Genomic DNA, 17154 nt, shown 5'->3' with positions numbered 1-17154 from the left:
TAGCAAGGAGTCCAGATGAACGCCGAGAACCCGTATGCAGTTGAGCTCAAACGCCTGAGCTTTAAACGCGGCGAGCGGGATATTTTCAAAAACATCGATATCCGTATTCCGCGTGGCAAGGTCACCGGGATTATGGGGCCGTCCGGCTGTGGCAAAACCACGCTGTTGCGTTTGATTGCTGCCGAACTCAAACCGAGCCAGGGCGAGGTGTGGGTTAATGGCGTAAATCTACCGACGCTGTCGCGCAGTGATCTGTTCGATATGCGTAAGCAGATGGGCGTGTTGTTCCAGAGTGGTGCGTTGTTTACCGACTTGGATGTGTTTGAAAACGTCGCCTTTCCGTTGCGGGTGCATACCCAGCTACCCGAAGAGATGATTCGCGACATCGTGCTGATGAAGCTGCAGGCGGTGGGCCTGCGCGGTGCCTTGGATTTGATGCCCGATGAATTGTCAGGCGGGATGAAGCGTCGCGTGGCATTGGCGCGGGCGATTGCCCTGGATCCGCAAATACTCATGTATGACGAGCCCTTCGTGGGGCAAGACCCCATTGCCATGGGCGTGCTGGTGCGACTGATTCGTCTGCTCAGTGATGCGCTGGGGATCACCAGTATTGTGGTTTCCCATGACCTGGCGGAAACCGCCAGCATTGCCGACTACATCTATATCGTCGGTGATACCCAGGTATTGGGGCAGGGCACACCAGAGGAGTTGAAAGCCTCGGAAGACCCCCGCGTACGTCAGTTTATGCAGGGCATCCCTGATGGCCCCGTGCCGTTCCACTTTCCTGCGGCCAACTACCGCGACGATCTGCTGGGGGAGCGCTGATGCGTAAGACGTCTGTGCTTGAACGGGTGCGCCTGTTCGGGCGCGCCGGTATTGATGTAGTGGCCACGCTGGGGCGTTCGGGACTGTTTCTGCTGCGCGCGCTGTTTGGTCGTGGTTCGACGGGCAATGGTTTTCAATTGCTGGTCAAGCAGCTGTACTCGGTTGGGGTGATGTCGCTGGCCATCATTGTCGTGTCCGGCATTTTTATCGGTATGGTGCTGTCACTGCAGGGCTTCAGTATTTTGGCTCAATATGGCTCTGAGCAGGCAGTGGGGCAGATGGTTGCTCTGACCTTGCTGCGTGAGCTCGGGCCGGTGGTTACGGCCTTGTTGTTTGCCGGGCGCGCCGGGTCAGCGTTGACCGCGGAAATTGGCAATATGAAATCCACCGAGCAGCTGTCGAGCTTGGCGATGATTGGCGTTGACCCGCTCAAATATATTGTCGCTCCGCGCTTGTGGGCCGGGTTTATCTCAATGCCGCTGCTGGCGATGATCTTCAGTGTGGTCGGTATCTGGGGCGGCGCTATGGTCGCCATCGACTGGCTGGGGGTTTATGAAGGCTCGTTCTGGGCCAACATGCAAAGCAGTGTTTCGTTTCGCGAAGACGTGCTCAATGGCGTGATCAAGAGTGTGGTCTTTGCGTTTGTGGTGACCTGGATTGCCGTGTTTCAGGGTTATGACTGTGAGCCGACGTCGGAAGGGATTAGTCGTGCCACCACGAAAACCGTGGTGTACGCCTCGCTCGCCGTATTGGGGCTGGACTTTATTCTGACCGCTTTGATGTTTGGAGATTTCTGATGCAGAACCGCACGCTGGAAGTGGGTGTCGGCTTGTTCTTGTTGGCTGGGTTATTGGCTTTGCTGCTCTTGGCTTTGCGCGTCAGTGGACTGACTGTGGGCAGTACTGACAACACTTATAAGGTCTATGCGCACTTTGAGAATATCGCCGGTTTGACGGTCAGATCTAAAGTCACTATGGCCGGTGTGGCAATCGGCAAGGTCACTGCAATCGATCTGGACCGTAGCAGTTACATGGGGCGCGTCACCATGCTGTTGGATGATGCCGTGGATAACTTGCCTGTCGACTCCACCGCTTCGATTCTTACCGCCGGCTTGCTGGGCGAGAAGTACATTGGCATCAGTGTGGGTGGCGAAGAAGACGTGTTGCGCGATGGCGGCACCATCTATGACACGCAGTCATCCCTGGTGTTGGAAGACTTGATTGGTAAGTTTTTGCTCAACTCGGTCAACAAAGACCAGGCTAATTGATAAGGGGCCTAACGATGATCAAAGCACTGCGTAACAGTCTTTTTGTTTGCTTAGCGTTCATCTCATGTTCGCTGCTGGCCGCTCCGGCGGCCCATGATGTCGTGCAGCAGACGACCACTACGCTGCTGGCGGATCTTAAGGCCAACAAAGAGCTATACCGTACCGATCCGGGTGCATTCTACGACGCGCTGAACACTATTCTCGGCCCGGTTGTGGATGTTGATGGGATTTCCCGTGGCGTGATGACTGTGCGCTATTCGCGCCAGGCCACGCCTGAGCAAATGCAGCGGTTTCAGGAAAACTTCAAGCGCAGCCTGATGCAGTTTTATGGCAACGCACTACTGGAATACAACAATCAGGACATCCGTGTGCTGCCGGTAAGTGGTCAGCAGGATCCGCAGCGCACTGCGGTCAACATGGAAATCAAGGACGGTAATGGCACGGTCTATCCGCTGTCTTACACCATGGTCAGCCAGGATGGCACCTGGAAGATGCGCAACGTGATTATCAATGGGATTAACGTCGGCAAGCTTTTCCGCGATCAGTTCGCCCAAGCCATGCAAGACAATCGCCATGACCTGGACAAGGTCATCGATAACTGGACTGAAACAGTCGCCAAGGCCCGTCAAGGGGCGGATGCGTCGTGATTTCGGCCCGCATCAGCGAAACCTCGCCCGGTGTTTTCATTCTGGCTGGCGGGCTGGATTACCAGAGCGCTCCGGCGCTGCGTGAGCAGGGTGCGCGTTTGCTAAAGGCCAGTCAGGCGTCTGCGTTCGTGCTCGATTGCAGCGCAGTGGAGAAATCCAGCAGCGTCGGGCTGTCCTTGTTGCTGGCCTTTATGCGTGACGCCAGTGCTGCAGGCAAAACCCTAACCGTGCGCAGTCTGCCCAAAGATATGCATGAAATTGCCGGTGTTTGCGGGTTGTTGGACATTCTGCCGCTGCAATCTTGAGCAACTGTCGCCCTGGCTTCGGTCGGTTGGCAGGAATGCGGGGTTCGCAGGCGGGGGGCTTTTTTGTATGATGCCCGACCCGCGAGCATCTGCTCGGCTGTCGTTAATTTATGCGTTGATCGAGGTTGAGCATGCAGGCCTTAGAAGTAAAAAGTCTCCTTGAGGCTAAATTGCCGGATACCCAGGTGGAAGTTGAAGGCGAAGGCTGCAACTTTCAGCTGAACCTGATCAGTGACGAGCTGGCTTCACTTAGCCCAGTCAAGCGTCAGCAGCAGATCTATGCTCACCTCAACGCTTGGATTGCCGATGGCAGTATCCACGCCGTGAGTATGAAATTCTTTAGCCGTGCCGATTGGGCCGCGCGCTCCTAAACCGAGAGCATCATGGACAAACTGATTATTACCGGCGGTGTGCGCCTTGATGGCGAAATCCGCATTTCCGGGGCGAAGAACTCTGCCCTGCCGATTCTCGCCGCTACCCTGCTCGGTGACGCCCCCGTTACCATCTGCAACCTGCCGCATTTGCACGACATCACCACCATGATCGAGCTGTTCGGTCGCATGGGTATTGAGCCAATCATTGATGAAAAGCTCAGCGTAGAAGTCGACGCGCGGGCAATCAAGACCTTGGTTGCACCCTATGAGCTGGTGAAAACCATGCGCGCCTCGATCCTCGTGCTCGGTCCGATGGTCGCGCGTTTTGGCTATGCCGAAGTGGCCCTGCCGGGTGGTTGTGCCATTGGTTCGCGTCCGGTTGATCTGCACATCCGTGGCCTCGAAGCCATGGGCGCGATCATCGATGTCGAGGCCGGCTACATCAAGGCCAAAGCGCCTGAAGGCGGCTTGCGTGGCGCGCACTTCTTCTTCGATACCGTCAGCGTGACCGGTACCGAGAACATCATGATGGCCGCCACTCTGGCCAAGGGCCGCAGCGTGTTGGAAAACGCCGCACGTGAGCCGGAAGTGGTCGACCTGGCTAATTGCCTGATCGCCATGGGTGCGAAAATCACCGGTGCCGGCACTGACACCATCATCATCGATGGTGTTGAGCGTCTGCATGGTGCGCGTTTCAGCGTGATGCCTGACCGTATCGAAACCGGCACCTACCTGGTGGCGGCGGCAATCACTGGTGGCCGCGTCAAGGTCAAGGATACTGATCCGACCACCCTCGAGGCGGTATTGTCCAAGCTTCAGGAAGCGGGTGCCGAAGTCACCTGTGGTAACGACTGGATCGAGCTGAACATGCATGGCAAACGGCCGAAAGCGGTAAACCTGCGTACGGCTCCGTACCCTGCTTTCCCGACCGACATGCAGGCGCAGTTCGTCGCGCTTAATGCGGTTGCCGAGGGCACCGGTACGGTGATCGAAACCGTGTTTGAGAATCGCTTTATGCACGTGCATGAAATGATCCGCATGGGCGCGCAGATTCAGGTTGAGGGCAACACCGCCATCGTCACCGGCACCGAGAAACTCAAGGGCGCGCCAGTTATGGCGACTGACCTGCGTGCATCGGCCAGCCTGGTGATCTCTGCGCTGGTGGCCGAGGGTGACACCCTGATCGACCGTATCTATCACATCGACCGCGGTTACGAGTGTATCGAAGAGAAGCTGCAGCTCTTGGGTGCCAAGATTCGCCGCGTACCGGGTTGAGATCATGCTGACTATTGCTCTGTCCAAAGGCCGGATTCTTGACGACACCCTGCCGCTGCTCGCGGCAGCCGGCATCGAACCGACGGAAAATCCGGATAAAAGCCGCAAGCTGATTATCCCGACCACGCTGGATGACGTTCGCCTGTTGATCGTACGTGCCACCGACGTGCCGACTTATGTTGAGCACGGCGCGGCCGACCTCGGTGTGGCGGGTAAGGATGTGCTGATGGAGTACGGCGGCCAGGGTTTGTATGAGCCACTGGACCTGCGTATTGCCCAGTGCAAACTGATGACCGCCGGTGCCGTCGGCGCGCCTGAGCCGAAAGGCCGGCTGCGTGTGGCGACCAAGTTCGTCAACGTGGCCAAGCGTTATTACGCCGAGCAGGGCCGTCAGGTCGACATCATCAAGCTGTACGGTTCGATGGAACTGGCGCCGCTGGTGGGTTTGGCGGACAAGATCATCGATGTGGTCGACACCGGCAACACCTTGCGCGCCAACGGTCTGGAAGCTCAGGAGCTGATCGCCACGATCAGCTCGCGCCTGGTGGTCAATAAGGCGTCGATGAAGATGCAGCATGCGCGCATTCAGCTGTTGATCGACACCCTGCGTGAAGCGGTCGAAGCGCGACACCCACGCTAATACCCTCTGCGCGGCATTACGCCGCGCTTGCCTATCCGTGTCATAGCCAATTTTCTCGGGCGTCCATGCGGTGGGCTTGGTAGCCTAGCGACGCCCGAGCATTTGCCAATTAAGAGGCCCGCTATGACCGCTCCTATCGCTATCCGCCGACTCAATGCCGCTGACCAGGACTTTGCCCAGCATCTGGATCATCTGCTGAGCTGGGAAAGTGTCTCGGACGATGCGGTCAACCATCGCGTGCTGGATATCATCAAAGCTGTGCGTGAGCGTGGCGATGCCGCATTGGTCGAGTTCACCAAGCAGTTCGATGGCCTGGATGTCGCCTCGATGGCCGACCTGATCCTGCCGCGCGAGCGCCTGGAACTGGCCCTGACCCGCATCACCGACGAGCAGCGCCGTGCGCTGGAAAAGGCTGCCGAACGTGTGCGGATTTACCACGAGCGGCAGAAGCAGGAGTCCTGGACTTACACCGAAGCCGACGGCACGGTGCTGGGGCAGAAGGTCACACCACTGGATCGCGCTGGCTTGTATGTGCCAGGCGGTAAGGCTTCCTATCCGTCCTCAGTGCTGATGAACGCCATTCCGGCCAAGGTCGCCGGCGTGCCGGAAGTTGTGATGGTGGTGCCGACGCCGCGTGGCGAGATCAATGAAATTGTGCTGGCTGCCGCCTGCATTGCTGGCGTTGACCGCGTGTTCACCATCGGTGGTGCCCAGGCCGTCGCCGCGCTGGCGTACGGCACTGAAAGCGTGCCGTCGGTGGACAAGATTGTTGGCCCCGGCAATATCTATGTCGCCACCGCCAAGCGCCACGTATTCGGCAAGGTCGGCATCGATATGATCGCTGGCCCTTCGGAAATTCTCGTGGTGTGCGACGGCCAGACCGATCCTGATTGGATCGCCATGGACCTGTTCTCCCAGGCCGAGCACGACGAGGACGCCCAGTCGATTCTGGTCAGCCCGGATGTGGCCTTCCTCGACCGCGTCGCCGAAAGCATCGCCAAGCTGCTGCCTACCCTGGAGCGCGAGACGATTGCCCGCACCTCGCTTGAAGGCCGTGGAGCACTGATCCAGGTTGCTGATATGACGCAGGCCATTGAAGTGGCCAACCGCATCGCGCCAGAGCACCTGGAGCTGTCGGTGGAAAACCCCGAGCAGTACCTGCCGTTGATCCGTCATGCTGGCGCGATCTTTATGGGCCGTTACACCGCCGAAGCCTTGGGTGATTACTGCGCAGGTCCCAATCACGTGCTGCCAACCTCCGGCACGGCGCGCTATTCCTCGCCGCTGGGGGTGTATGACTTCCAGAAGCGCTCGTCGATCATCCATTGCTCGGCAGAAGGTGCTTCTGAGTTGGGCAAGGTCGCCAGTGTACTGGCCCGTGGCGAGTCGCTGACTGCCCACGCCCGCAGCGCCGAGTACCGCATCAAGAACTAACGAGCGAATGTAGGATGGGTTGAGCGAAGCGATACCCATCAGCGCCGCCAATGACCGCAACGAATTCGAGGAGAGAAGGGCAGATGAGCAAATTCTGGAGCCCCTTCGTCAAAGACCTGGTGCCTTATGTACCGGGTGAGCAGCCGAAACTGGCCAAGCTGGTCAAACTCAACACCAATGAAAATCCCTATGGCCCGTCGCCCAAGGCGATTGCCGCCATGCAGGCCGAGGTAAACGACAACCTGCGCCTGTACCCGGACCCGAATAGCGACCGGCTCAAGCAAGCGGTGGCCGATTATTACGGGGTGCAGACGGCTCAGGTCTTCGTCGGCAATGGTTCCGATGAGGTGTTGGCGCACGCCTTCCACGGCCTGTTCCAACACGGCCAGCCGCTGCTGTTTCCGGACATCAGCTACAGCTTCTATCCAGTGTACTGCGGCCTGTATGGCATCGACTCCGTACAGGTGCCGCTGGATGAGCAGTTTCAGATTCGCGTGGAAGATTACGTGCGGCCCAACGGCGGCATCATCTTCCCTAATCCGAATGCGCCGACTGGTTGCGCCTTGGGCCTAGATGCCATTGAGCGGCTGCTCAAGGCCAACAGCGATACCGTGGTGCTGGTCGATGAGGCCTATATCGATTTTGGCGGCGAGACGGCGATCAGCCTGGTGGATAAATATCCGAACCTGCTGGTTAGCCAAACGTTGTCCAAGTCGCGCTCCCTGGCTGGGCTGCGGGTTGGGATTGCGGTCGGTCACCCGGACCTGATCGAGGCGCTGGAGCGGATCAAAAACAGCTTCAACTCTTATCCGCTGGATCGCATGGCAATTGCAGGTGCGGCGGCGGCGTTTGCGGACAAGGCGTATTTCCAGCAAACCTGTCAGCAGGTGATCGACAACCGTGAGGTTGTGGTGGCTGGGCTGGAGAAGCTCGGCTTTACGGTGTTGCCTTCGGCGGCGAACTTTGTCTTTGCTCGTCACCCGGAGAAAGATGCCGCGACCCTAGCAGCGGGCTTGCGTGAACAGGGCGTGATCGTGCGCCACTTCAAGCAGCAGCGCATTGCCCAGTTCCTGCGCATCACCATTGGTACGCCAGAGCAGAATCAAGCACTGCTGGAGGCCCTGCAAAGCCTCTAATCTGAAGTGTTTAAAAAAGCCGGAGCGCTATAACGCTCCGGCTTTTTTATGCCGCCTTATTAGATATGCAGCCACTCTACGGCCGGGTGCGACAGGACGCAGAGCGGATTATTTTTCGTTGACGGGTGGTCGAACGCCAATTTCGGCGGTCAATTGCATGGGCTCGCCGTTGCGCAGGATGTCGATGCGGATCCGCTCGCCTGGCTTGGCGCGTGCGACCTGGTTCATTGAACTGCGGCCGTCACTGGCCGCTTCACCGGCGATCCTGAGGATTAGATCACCTGGTTGCAGGCCGGCTTTTTGTGCCGGTCCGTCACGGTAGATGCCGGCCACGATGATGCCGGGACGACCCTCCAGTCCGAAGGACTCGGCCAGCTCTGGGGTTAGCGGTTGCACCTCGATACCCAGCCAGCCACGAATCACCTGGCCGTGCTCGATAATCGCCTGCATCACTTCCATCGCCAGTTTCACCGGGATGGCAAAGCCAATGCCCTGGGAACCACCGGATTTGGAAAAAATCGCGGTGTTAATGCCAATCAGGTTGCCGTAGGCATCCACCAGTGCGCCGCCCGAGTTGCCCGGGTTGATCGCCGCATCGGTCTGGATGAAATCTTCGTAGGTGTTGAGGCCCAGCTGGTTGCGCCCGGTGGCGCTGATGATGCCCATGGTCACGGTCTGGCCGACGCCGAAGGGGTTGCCGATGGCCAGGCTGACATCGCCAATACGGATGTTGTCCGAGCGGCCGAGAATGATAAACGGCAGGTCCGGCAGGTCAATTTTCAATACCGCGAGATCGGTTTCCGGATCACTGCCAATCAGTCGTGCCAGGGTTTCGCGGCCATCTTTTAGCGCCACCACGATCTGATCGGCATCGGCGACCACGTGGTTGTTGGTCAGCAGGTAGCCTTCCGGGCTCATGATCACAGCCGAGCCCAGGCTCGACTCCATGCGCCGTTGTTTGGGCAGGTTGTCACCGAAGAACTTGCGGAACTGCGGGTCCTCGAATAGCGGGTGGGGCGGCTTGTTGACGAACTTGGTGGTGTACAGGTTGGCGACCGCCGGGGACGCGGTGGTGACCGCCTCGGCATAGGACACCGGCCCTTCCTGCATGCGGCTGTAGAACGGGGCCTGGCGCACATGCACGTCCTGTCCCGGCAAGCCGACCCATTGCGGGAAATACTGCATGATCAGCAGTGCCAGGAGCACACCGACCAGTAGGGGCCAGCCGAAGGGACGCAGGGCCTTGAGCATTGAAACAATCCTGAGGGTTGCAGGGCAGCAAGTGCGGCCCTTAAGGTGCGCCATTATAGAGAGGCGACTGATAATAAAGCAGCGTCTCATAACGCTTGATTAAGGACATCCTATGGCTATTGCCCTGACGACCCTGGTGGACGAAGCCGATCGCTTTCTTAACGCCGCGCGTATCAGCGACTACTGCCCCAATGGCTTACAGGTAGAAGGACGGCCGCAGGTTCGGCGTATCGTCAGTGGCGTCACCGCCAGTCAGGCGTTACTCGACGCTGCCGTTGAGGCCGATGCTGACGTGGTACTGGTGCACCACGGCTACTTCTGGAAGGGCGAGAACGCCTGCGTCACCGGGATCAAACGCCGCCGCTTGCAAACCTTGCTGGGCAACGACATCAGCTTGCTGGCTTATCACCTGCCGCTGGATGTCCACCCTGAGGTGGGCAATAACGTGCAATTGGCGGCGCAACTGGGCATCACTGTTGAGGGCCCGCTGGAACCCGATAATCCGCGCACCGTAGGGCTGATCGGCTCATTGGCTGAAGCGATGACGGCGCAGGATTTTGCCGCGCATGTGCAGCGGGTGCTGGGGCGTGAGCCACTGTTGGTCGAGGGCGAGGGCATGATCCGTCGAGTGGGGTGGTGCACTGGCGGTGGTCAGGGCTATATCGACCAGGCCATCGCAGCCGGGGTTGATCTGTATTTAACCGGCGAGGCCTCAGAACAGACCTTCCACAGCGCGCGCGAAAATGGCGTCAGCTTTATTGCCGCCGGCCACCACGCCACCGAGCGTTACGGTGTGCAGGCGCTGGGCGATTACCTGGCCCGGCGCTTTGCGATTGAACATCTATTTATCGATTGCCCCAACCCCATCTGAGTATTCCTGCAGCCGCCCGCACCCTTCGGTCATTTGATTCCCTCGCGGGGGCTGCTCGGTTATTACTGTCGCCGGTCATTGTTCCGAGCCTGGCTCTGCTTCGTGAGGTCGTTAATGGGCGCGGAGCGTCTATTTTGCTGGCATAAAGCTAGATCGTTTCGATCTAACCAGGCTCCTGATTAGACAAAGGTGCTGTGCTAGAGTGCCGTCTCGTCCACGGCCATCGGCCTAAACACATCGCCATTCGTGAGTAGCCATGCTCGATAAACTGACCCATCTGAAACAGCTGGAGGCGGAAAGTATCCACATCATTCGTGAAGTGGCCGCCGAATTCGACAACCCGGTAATGCTCTATTCCATCGGTAAAGACTCCGCCGTGATGCTGCACCTGGCACGCAAGGCGTTCTTTCCGGGCAAGCTGCCGTTTCCGGTGATGCACGTTGATACGCGCTGGAAGTTTCAGGAGATGTACAGCTTCCGCGAGAAGATGGTTAACGAGTACGGCCTGGACCTGATCACCCACACCAACCCCGATGGCGTGGCGCAGGACATGAACCCCTTCACCTACGGCAGTGCCAAGCACACCGACGTGATGAAGACCGAGGGGCTCAAGCAGGCGCTGGACAAGTACGGCTTTGACGCGGCATTCGGTGGCGCGCGCCGCGACGAAGAGAAGTCGCGGGCTAAAGAGCGGGTGTACTCCTTCCGCGACAGCAAGCACCGCTGGGACCCGAAGAATCAGCGCCCTGAGCTGTGGAATGTGTACAACGGCAACGTCAAGAAGGGCGAGTCGATCCGCGTATTCCCGCTGTCCAACTGGACCGAGCTGGACATCTGGCAGTACATCTACCTGGAAAGCATCCCGATTGTGCCGCTGTATTTCGCCGCCGAGCGCGAAGTGATCGAGATGAACGGCGCGCTGATCATGATCGACGACGAGCGCATCCTTGAGCACCTTACCCCTGAGCAAAAAGCCAGCATCCACAAAAAGATGGTGCGCTTCCGTACCCTCGGCTGCTACCCGCTGACGGGTGCGGTGGAGTCCACGGCAACCAGCTTGCCGGAGATTATTCAGGAAATGCTGTTGGCCAAAACCTCTGAGCGCCAAGGCCGCGTCATCGACCATGACTCCGCCGGCTCGATGGAAGAGAAGAAACGTCAGGGGTACTTTTAATATGTCGCATCAATCCGATTTGATCAGCGAGGACATCCTCGCCTATCTGGGCCAGCACGAGCGTAAAGAGCTGCTGCGCTTTCTTACCTGCGGCAACGTCGATGACGGCAAAAGCACGCTGATCGGCCGCCTGCTGCATGACTCCAAGATGATCTACGAAGACCATCTGGACGCCATCACCAAAGACTCGAAGAAATCCGGCACCACGGGTGAAGAGGTCGACTTGGCGCTGCTGGTCGACGGCCTGCAGGCCGAGCGCGAGCAAGGCATCACCATCGATGTAGCCTACCGCTATTTCAGCACCACCAAGCGTAAGTTCATCATCGCCGACACCCCCGGCCATGAGCAGTACACCCGCAACATGGCCACCGGCGCATCCAACTGCGACCTGGCGATCATTCTGATCGACGCCCGTTACGGCGTGCAGACCCAGACCAAGCGTCACAGCTTTATTGCCTCCTTGCTGGGCATCAAGCACATCGTCATTGCGGTCAACAAGATGGACCTCAAAGGCTTCGATCAGGGCGTGTTTGAGCAGATCAAGGCCGATTACCTGGCGTTCGTCGAAGGCATTGCCTTCAAGCCAAGCTCGATGCACTTCGTGCCGATGTCGGCGCTGAAGGGCGACAACGTGGTCAACAAGAGCGAGCAATCGCCTTGGTACACCGGTCAGTCGCTGATGGAGATTCTTGAAACGGTAGAAGTGGCGGGCGACCGTAATTTCGACGACCTGCGCTTCCCGGTGCAGTACGTTAACCGCCCTAACCTGAACTTTCGTGGTTTCGCCGGCACCCTGGCCAGCGGCATCGTGCGCAAGGGCGACGAGGTTGTGGCGTTGCCATCGGGCAAGGGCAGTAAGGTCAAATCTATCGTCACCTTCGACGGTGAGCTGGAGCATGCCGGCCCTGACCAGGCCATCACCATCACCCTGGAAGACGAAATCGACGTCTCCCGTGGCGACATGCTGGTGCACAGCGACAACCGTCCACAGGTGGTCGACAGCTTCGACGCCATGCTGGTGTGGATGGCCGAAGAGCCGATGCTGCCGGGCAAGAAGTACGACATCAAGCGCGCGACCAGTTATGTGCCTGGCTCGATTGCCAGCATCGCTCACCGGGTGGATGTAAATACCCTGGAAGAGGGGGCGGCGAGCAGCCTGCAGCTCAACGAAATCGGCCAGGTGCGCATTGCCCTGGACGCGCCGATTGCGCTGGACGGCTATGCGCATAACCGCACCACTGGCGCGTTTATCGTTATTGATCGCCTGACTAACGGCACTGTCGGTGCCGGCATGATCATCGCCGAACCTGTGGGCGGTAACGGTGGGCATCACGGCCAGCTGGCTCATGTATCTACCGAGGAGCGTGCCACGCGTTTCGGTCAGCAGCCCGCGACCGTGCTGTTCAGTGGCCTGTCTGGAGCTGGCAAAAGCACTCTGGCCTATGCCGTAGAGCGCAAGCTGTTCGACTCTGGTCGTGCGGTGTATGTGCTGGATGGCCAGAACCTGCGTCACGACCTGAACAAGGGCCTGCCGCAGGACCGTGCTGGGCGTACCGAGAACTGGCGGCGTGCCGCCCACGTGGCGCGCCAATTCAACGAGGCTGGCTTGCTGACCCTGGCGGCCTTTGTCGCGCCGGATGCCGAAGGCCGTGAGCAGGCCAAGGCGCTGATTGGCGCTGAACGCCTGATCACCGTCTACGTGCAGGCCTCACCGCAAGTCTGCGCCGAGCGTGACCCGCAAGGCCTGTACGCGGCCGGCGGCGACAATATCCCGGGTGAGTCCTTCCCCTACGACGTGCCGCTGAATGCCGATCTGGTGATCGACACGCAGGCGCTGTCGGTGGAGGAGAGTGTCAAACAGGTATTGGCACTGCTGCGCGAGCGGGGCGCGATTTAAATCCGCTGCGCAATAAAAAGCCCCGCCAAGTGCGGGGCTTTTTATTGTCGGCTAAAGAACCAGAGGCGGCGGCCAGAGCGGCGCTTACTTTTTCTTTAAGCCGTAGCTTTCATCCAGCATGCCTGGCACGTCGGCGCTTTTCGGTGCGTAGTCCTTGGGCATTTCGTGGTGGGCTGGGGCTTTCAGGCGCTCACGTTTTTCACCGCTGTCTTCAGCATGCAGGGTGGCCAGCAGGCGTTGGCGGGTCAGCTCGTCCAGGGCTAGGCGGTTAGCCCCTTCGGACAGATGCTGCTGCACATCAAGCTGGGTTTGGCTGAGCTTCTTCACCAAATTGGCGGTGGTGTTGAAGTGGGTAACCACCTCGCTCTGGTAGGTGTCGAAGCGTTCTTGAATTTCGTCAAGTTGGCGTTGGGTACGGCTGGGGGCCGCATTGGGTGCCAGGCGCGCAATCAGGAAGCCAATGGCAATGCCAGCTACCAGGGTAATGGCGGGTAGCAACCAGGCGGTAAGCGTCTGTTCCACGAGTCCTTCCTCTCTAAACGGCTTTGCTTTACGTTAACGGCTCGAACCTGCGCTGTATAGCCGAATGATGTGTGCGGCGCAGGCTGTAGCTAGACGAGTCGACCCACTGTGAGGTCACGGAGTTCCCTGTTGCTCACCCGCGAAACCCCCACGATGATTGCCGGCCCCAGCGGCCAACTCGAAGCCCTGTGGCTGGACACCCCTGACGCCCGTGGTGTGGCGCTGATCTGTCACCCTAATCCAGTGCAAGGCGGCACCATGCTCAATAAGGTGGTTTCCACCTTGCAGCGCACCGCCCGTGACAGTGGCCTAGCCACCTTACGTTTTAATTACCGCGGCGTCGGTGCCAGCGCTGGCAGCCACGACATGGCCAGCGGCGAGGTGGATGATGCCGAGGCTGTGGCCCTGTGGCTGCGCCAGCAATATCCTGATTTGCCGCTGACCTTGCTCGGTTTCTCCTTTGGCGGCTTTGTCGCCGCCGCCCTGGGCGCGCGTTTGGAAGCTCAAGGGCTGACGGTTAATAAGCTCTTTATGGTCGCCCCAGCGGTGCACCGGCTGACCGCGGAGCATCCGCCGGCGAGCAACTGTCCACTGATCCTGATCCAGCCAGAAGACGACGAAGTGATCGACCCGCAGGTGGTTTACGCCTGGTCGGCGGCACTCGGGCGTGCCCATGAGCTGCTGAAAGTGGCAGAATGCGGGCACTTTTTTCACGGCAAGCTGACGGATCTGAAGGATCTCTTACTGCCGCGTCTCTGACCCTACAGGCCGTCTGCGCCTGAGTTGATAAGCGAACGTTATGACCACTCGTATCCTTACCGGCATCACCACCACCGGCACCCCGCATTTGGGTAACTATGCGGGGGCGATTCGTCCTGCGATCGTCGCCAGCCGCGCCGCCGATGCCGATTCGTTCTATTTTCTGGCCGACTACCATGCGCTGATCAAGTGCGACGACCCGGCGCGTATTCAGCGTTCACGCCTGGAAATCGCCGCCACCTGGCTGGCACTAGGGCTGGATGTCGACAAGGCGACCTTCTACCGCCAGTCAGATATTCCCGAGATTCCTGAGCTGTGCTGGCTGCTCACCTGCGTGGCCGGCAAAGGGTTGCTGAATCGCGCCCATGCCTACAAAGCCTCGGTGGACAAGAACGTCGAGCAGGGCGAAGACCCGGATGCGGGCATCACCATGGGTCTGTTCAGCTACCCGGTGCTGATGGCAGCGGACATTCTGATGTTCAACGCGCACAAAGTGCCGGTCGGCCGCGACCAGATCCAGCACGTGGAAATGGCCCGTGATATCGCTCAGCGCTTTAACCACCTGTTCGGTCAAGGCAAAGAGCTGTTCACCCTGCCTGAAGCGGTGATCGAAGAAGATGTGGCCACCTTGCCCGGCCTCGACGGCCGCAAGATGAGCAAAAGCTACGACAACACCATCCCGTTGTTCGGCAGTGCCAAGCAACTCAAGGAGGCCGTGGCGCGTATCGTCACCGACTCCAAGCTACCGGGTGAGGCCAAAGACCCCGACAACTCGCACCTGTTCACCCTCTATCAAGCCTTTGCCGCACCGACTCAGCAGGCGGATTTCCGTGCCGCGCTGGAAGGCGGTATGGCCTGGGGTGAAGCCAAGCAGGCGCTGTGTAACCTGCTGGAAACCGAGTTGGGTGAAGCCCGCGAGCGTTATCACGCGCTGATCAGCAAACCTGCGGATCTGGAAGACATCCTCCTGGCCGGTGCCGCCAAGGCGCGCAAGACCGCTACGCCGTTCCTAGGCGAGCTGCGTGAGGCCGTGGGCCTACGTTCTTTCCGCAGCCAGGCGACCAGCGGCGCCAGCGAGAAGAAAAAAGCCGGTAAAACTGCGCGTTTTGTCAGCTTCCGTGACGACGACGGCAGCTTCCGCTTCCGCCTGCTGGATGCTGCCGGCGAGCAGTTGCTGCTGTCCAAGTCCTTTGCCGACGGCAAGGCTGCCGGCATGGCCAATAAGCGCCTCCAGTCAGGCGAGGCATTGGATGTGCGCGAGCAGGACGGTGGTTTCGGTGTCTGGTTGGACGACGAGTGCGTGGCGCAGAGTCCGGCGTTTGCTGATAGTAGCGTCTGCCTGGCGGCGATCCAGCGCCTGCGTGAGGCGTTGGCGCCTCAGGAATAACGCAGAGATGGCTTTGTTGGAGGGGCTTTAGCCGCGACAGCTTTTCGGTATTGCTGTGCCGCGGCTAAAGCGGAGTGCCGCCCAGCCCTTTCTACTGGTCGCTACGCCGCCTATAAGCTGGTTGCCAAGTAACGGGGGCGTCGCTAAAGTGACGCCCCCGTTTTACTTGCCCGGCTAACGAATTTATGACGCCCTTAGAACGCTACCAGGCTGACCTCAAACGCCCCGATTTTTTCCATGATGCCGCCCAGGAAACAGCGGTGCGTCATCTGCAGCGCCTGTATGACGACCTGGTCGCCAGCGAAAGCGTATCGACAGGTTTGTTTGGCAAGCTGTTTGGCAAAAAGCCCCCGGTGCCTGTTAAGGGGCTGTATTTCTGGGGTGGCGTAGGGCGCGGTAAGACCTACCTGGTGGACACCTTCTTCGATGCGCTGCCGTTCGAGCGCAAGGTGCGCACCCACTTCCACCGCTTTATGAAGCGCGTGCACGAAGAAATGCGCACCCTTAAGGGCGAGAAGAACCCGCTGACCATCATTGGCAAGCGTTTCGCTGATGAGGCGCGGGTGATTTGCTTCGACGAGTTCTTCGTCTCCGACATTACCGATGCGATGATTCTGGCGACCCTGATGGAGGAGTTGTTCAAGAACGGCGTAAGTCTGGTGGCGACCTCCAACATCGTGCCAGACGGCCTGTACAGAGACGGCCTGCAGCGCGCGCGATTCCTGCCCGCAATTGCCCTGTTGAAGCAGCACACCGATATCGTCAACGTCGACAGCGGTATTGATTACCGCCTGCGCGCGTTGGAGCAAGCTGAGCTGTTCCACTGGCCGCTGGGTACGGCCGCTGAAGAAAGCCTGCAGAAGAGCTTTACCAGCCTGTTGCCCGAGCATTGCGTGGTGCAGGAAAACGAGCCGTTGATGATCGAGAGTCGGGCCATTACCGCGCGCAAGGTCGGTGACGACGTGGCCTGGTTTGAGTTCCGCGAACTGTGCGACGGCCCGCGTAGCCAGAATGACTACATCGAGCTGGGCAAGATTTTCCATGCGGTGATCCTGGCCAATGTCGAGCAGATGAGCGTGGCCAAGGAAGACATGGCGCGGCGTTTTATCAACTTGGTGGACGAGTTTTACGACCGTAACGTCAAGCTGATTATCTCTGCCGAGGTTGAGCTTAAAGACCTCTATACCGGCGGTCGCTTGACCTTCGAATTCCAGCGCACCCTCAGCCGTCTGCTGGAAATGCAGTCGCATGAGTTTCTCGCGCGTCCGCACAAGCCCTGAGAACCTGCATACGATCTGCTGCGCGTCGGCCCTGCTGCGTTAAAAACAAGCTTGGAATGCTCATTTACACCAGTAAACTCCGCTTCCTCGCCTGTTTTTGCCTTGCATGG

Annotated in this window: 18 protein-coding genes; 16 read left to right on the top strand and 2 right to left on the bottom strand. The window is 59.1% G+C overall.

The window, feature by feature from the left end:
* The first annotated feature begins 15 nt into the window (after positions 1 to 15).
* The 10 genes from N1078_RS01175 to hisC all read left to right on the top strand — a co-directional run bounded on the left by N1078_RS01175 (position 16) and on the right by hisC (position 7903).
* Positions 16 to 825: an ATP-binding cassette domain-containing protein gene (locus N1078_RS01175; protein WP_274086377.1), complete on the top strand. Its 810-nt coding sequence runs from the start codon at positions 16 to 18 to the stop codon at positions 823 to 825.
* Positions 825 to 1622 carry a lipid asymmetry maintenance ABC transporter permease subunit MlaE gene (gene mlaE / locus N1078_RS01170; RefSeq protein WP_274086376.1) on the top strand — a complete coding sequence of 266 codons (798 nt, stop codon included), beginning with the start codon at positions 825 to 827 and terminating at the stop codon, positions 1620 to 1622. Before N1078_RS01175 ends, mlaE begins: the two co-directional genes overlap by 1 nt.
* Positions 1622 to 2092, top strand: coding sequence for an outer membrane lipid asymmetry maintenance protein MlaD (gene mlaD / locus N1078_RS01165; protein WP_274086375.1), 471 nt, complete (start codon positions 1622 to 1624; stop codon positions 2090 to 2092). Before mlaE ends, mlaD begins: the two co-directional genes overlap by 1 nt.
* A 14-nt stretch (positions 2093 to 2106) precedes the next feature.
* On the top strand, positions 2107 to 2739 hold the full coding sequence (locus tag N1078_RS01160; protein ID WP_274086374.1) for an MlaC/ttg2D family ABC transporter substrate-binding protein: 633 nt from the start codon (positions 2107 to 2109) through the stop codon (positions 2737 to 2739).
* Entirely contained in the window at positions 2736 to 3044 is a 309-nt protein-coding gene (locus N1078_RS01155) for an STAS domain-containing protein (RefSeq protein WP_274086373.1), read from the top strand. The genes N1078_RS01160 and N1078_RS01155 overlap by 4 nt, the downstream gene beginning before the upstream one ends.
* Positions 3045 to 3175: 131 nt before the next feature.
* Positions 3176 to 3415 carry a BolA family protein gene (locus tag N1078_RS01150; RefSeq protein ID WP_274086372.1) on the top strand — a complete coding sequence of 80 codons (240 nt, stop codon included), beginning with the start codon at positions 3176 to 3178 and terminating at the stop codon, positions 3413 to 3415.
* A gap of 12 nt (positions 3416 to 3427) precedes the next feature.
* Complete coding sequence (gene murA / locus N1078_RS01145; protein ID WP_274086371.1) at positions 3428 to 4693, top strand: UDP-N-acetylglucosamine 1-carboxyvinyltransferase; 1266 nt, start codon at positions 3428 to 3430, stop codon at positions 4691 to 4693.
* A gap of 4 nt (positions 4694 to 4697) precedes the next feature.
* Positions 4698 to 5333, top strand: a complete 636-nt coding sequence (gene hisG / locus N1078_RS01140; protein WP_274086370.1) for an ATP phosphoribosyltransferase — start codon at positions 4698 to 4700, stop codon at positions 5331 to 5333.
* A gap of 123 nt (positions 5334 to 5456) precedes the next feature.
* Positions 5457 to 6767 carry a histidinol dehydrogenase gene (hisD, locus tag N1078_RS01135; protein WP_274086369.1) on the top strand — a complete coding sequence of 437 codons (1311 nt, stop codon included), beginning with the start codon at positions 5457 to 5459 and terminating at the stop codon, positions 6765 to 6767.
* Between the two features lie 83 nt (positions 6768 to 6850).
* A complete protein-coding gene (gene hisC, locus N1078_RS01130) occupies positions 6851 to 7903 on the top strand; it encodes a histidinol-phosphate transaminase (protein ID WP_274086368.1) in 1053 nt (350 codons plus the stop codon).
* A gap of 108 nt (positions 7904 to 8011) precedes the next feature.
* Here the strand turns inward: hisC and algW are convergent, their stop codons facing one another.
* On the bottom strand, positions 8012 to 9154 hold the full coding sequence (algW, locus tag N1078_RS01125) for a Do family serine endopeptidase AlgW (protein WP_274086367.1): 1143 nt from the start codon (positions 9152 to 9154) through the stop codon (positions 8012 to 8014).
* Positions 9155 to 9266: 112 nt separating this feature from the next.
* On the opposite strand from algW, the gene N1078_RS01120 reads away from it, so the two are divergent.
* The 3 genes from N1078_RS01120 (at position 9267) to cysN (ending at position 13096) form a co-directional block, all read left to right on the top strand.
* Complete coding sequence (locus tag N1078_RS01120) at positions 9267 to 10025, top strand: Nif3-like dinuclear metal center hexameric protein (RefSeq protein WP_274086366.1); 759 nt, start codon at positions 9267 to 9269, stop codon at positions 10023 to 10025.
* Between the two features lie 256 nt (positions 10026 to 10281).
* Positions 10282 to 11199 carry a sulfate adenylyltransferase subunit CysD gene (cysD, locus tag N1078_RS01115; protein ID WP_274086365.1) on the top strand — a complete coding sequence of 306 codons (918 nt, stop codon included), beginning with the start codon at positions 10282 to 10284 and terminating at the stop codon, positions 11197 to 11199.
* 1 nt (position 11200) lies between these two features.
* Positions 11201 to 13096: a sulfate adenylyltransferase subunit CysN gene (gene cysN, locus N1078_RS01110; RefSeq protein ID WP_274086364.1), complete on the top strand. Its 1896-nt coding sequence runs from the start codon at positions 11201 to 11203 to the stop codon at positions 13094 to 13096.
* 84 nt (positions 13097 to 13180) lie between these two features.
* Here the strand turns inward: cysN and N1078_RS01105 are convergent, their stop codons facing one another.
* Complete coding sequence (locus N1078_RS01105) at positions 13181 to 13618, bottom strand: YhcB family protein (protein ID WP_274086363.1); 438 nt, start codon at positions 13616 to 13618, stop codon at positions 13181 to 13183.
* Positions 13619 to 13747: 129 nt separating this feature from the next.
* Here N1078_RS01105 and N1078_RS01100 point away from each other — a divergent pair, with 129 nt between their 5' ends.
* From N1078_RS01100 to zapE, 3 genes are all read left to right on the top strand, one after another.
* Positions 13748 to 14377, top strand: a complete 630-nt coding sequence (locus tag N1078_RS01100) for an alpha/beta hydrolase (RefSeq protein ID WP_274086362.1) — start codon at positions 13748 to 13750, stop codon at positions 14375 to 14377.
* Positions 14378 to 14417: 40 nt separating this feature from the next.
* A complete protein-coding gene (locus tag N1078_RS01095) occupies positions 14418 to 15764 on the top strand; it encodes a tryptophan--tRNA ligase (protein ID WP_274086361.1) in 1347 nt (448 codons plus the stop codon).
* 185 nt (positions 15765 to 15949) lie between these two features.
* Positions 15950 to 17044: a cell division protein ZapE gene (zapE, locus tag N1078_RS01090; RefSeq protein WP_274086360.1), complete on the top strand. Its 1095-nt coding sequence runs from the start codon at positions 15950 to 15952 to the stop codon at positions 17042 to 17044.
* Positions 17045 to 17154 lie beyond the last annotated feature (110 nt).

Source organism: Pseudomonas sp. MIL19 (assembly GCF_028680365.1).
GTDB classification, from domain to species: domain Bacteria; phylum Pseudomonadota; class Gammaproteobacteria; order Pseudomonadales; family Pseudomonadaceae; genus Aquipseudomonas; species Aquipseudomonas spirodelae.
Note: the sequence above shows the minus strand (reverse complement) of the source record. Positions and strands in the feature narration are given on the sequence as shown.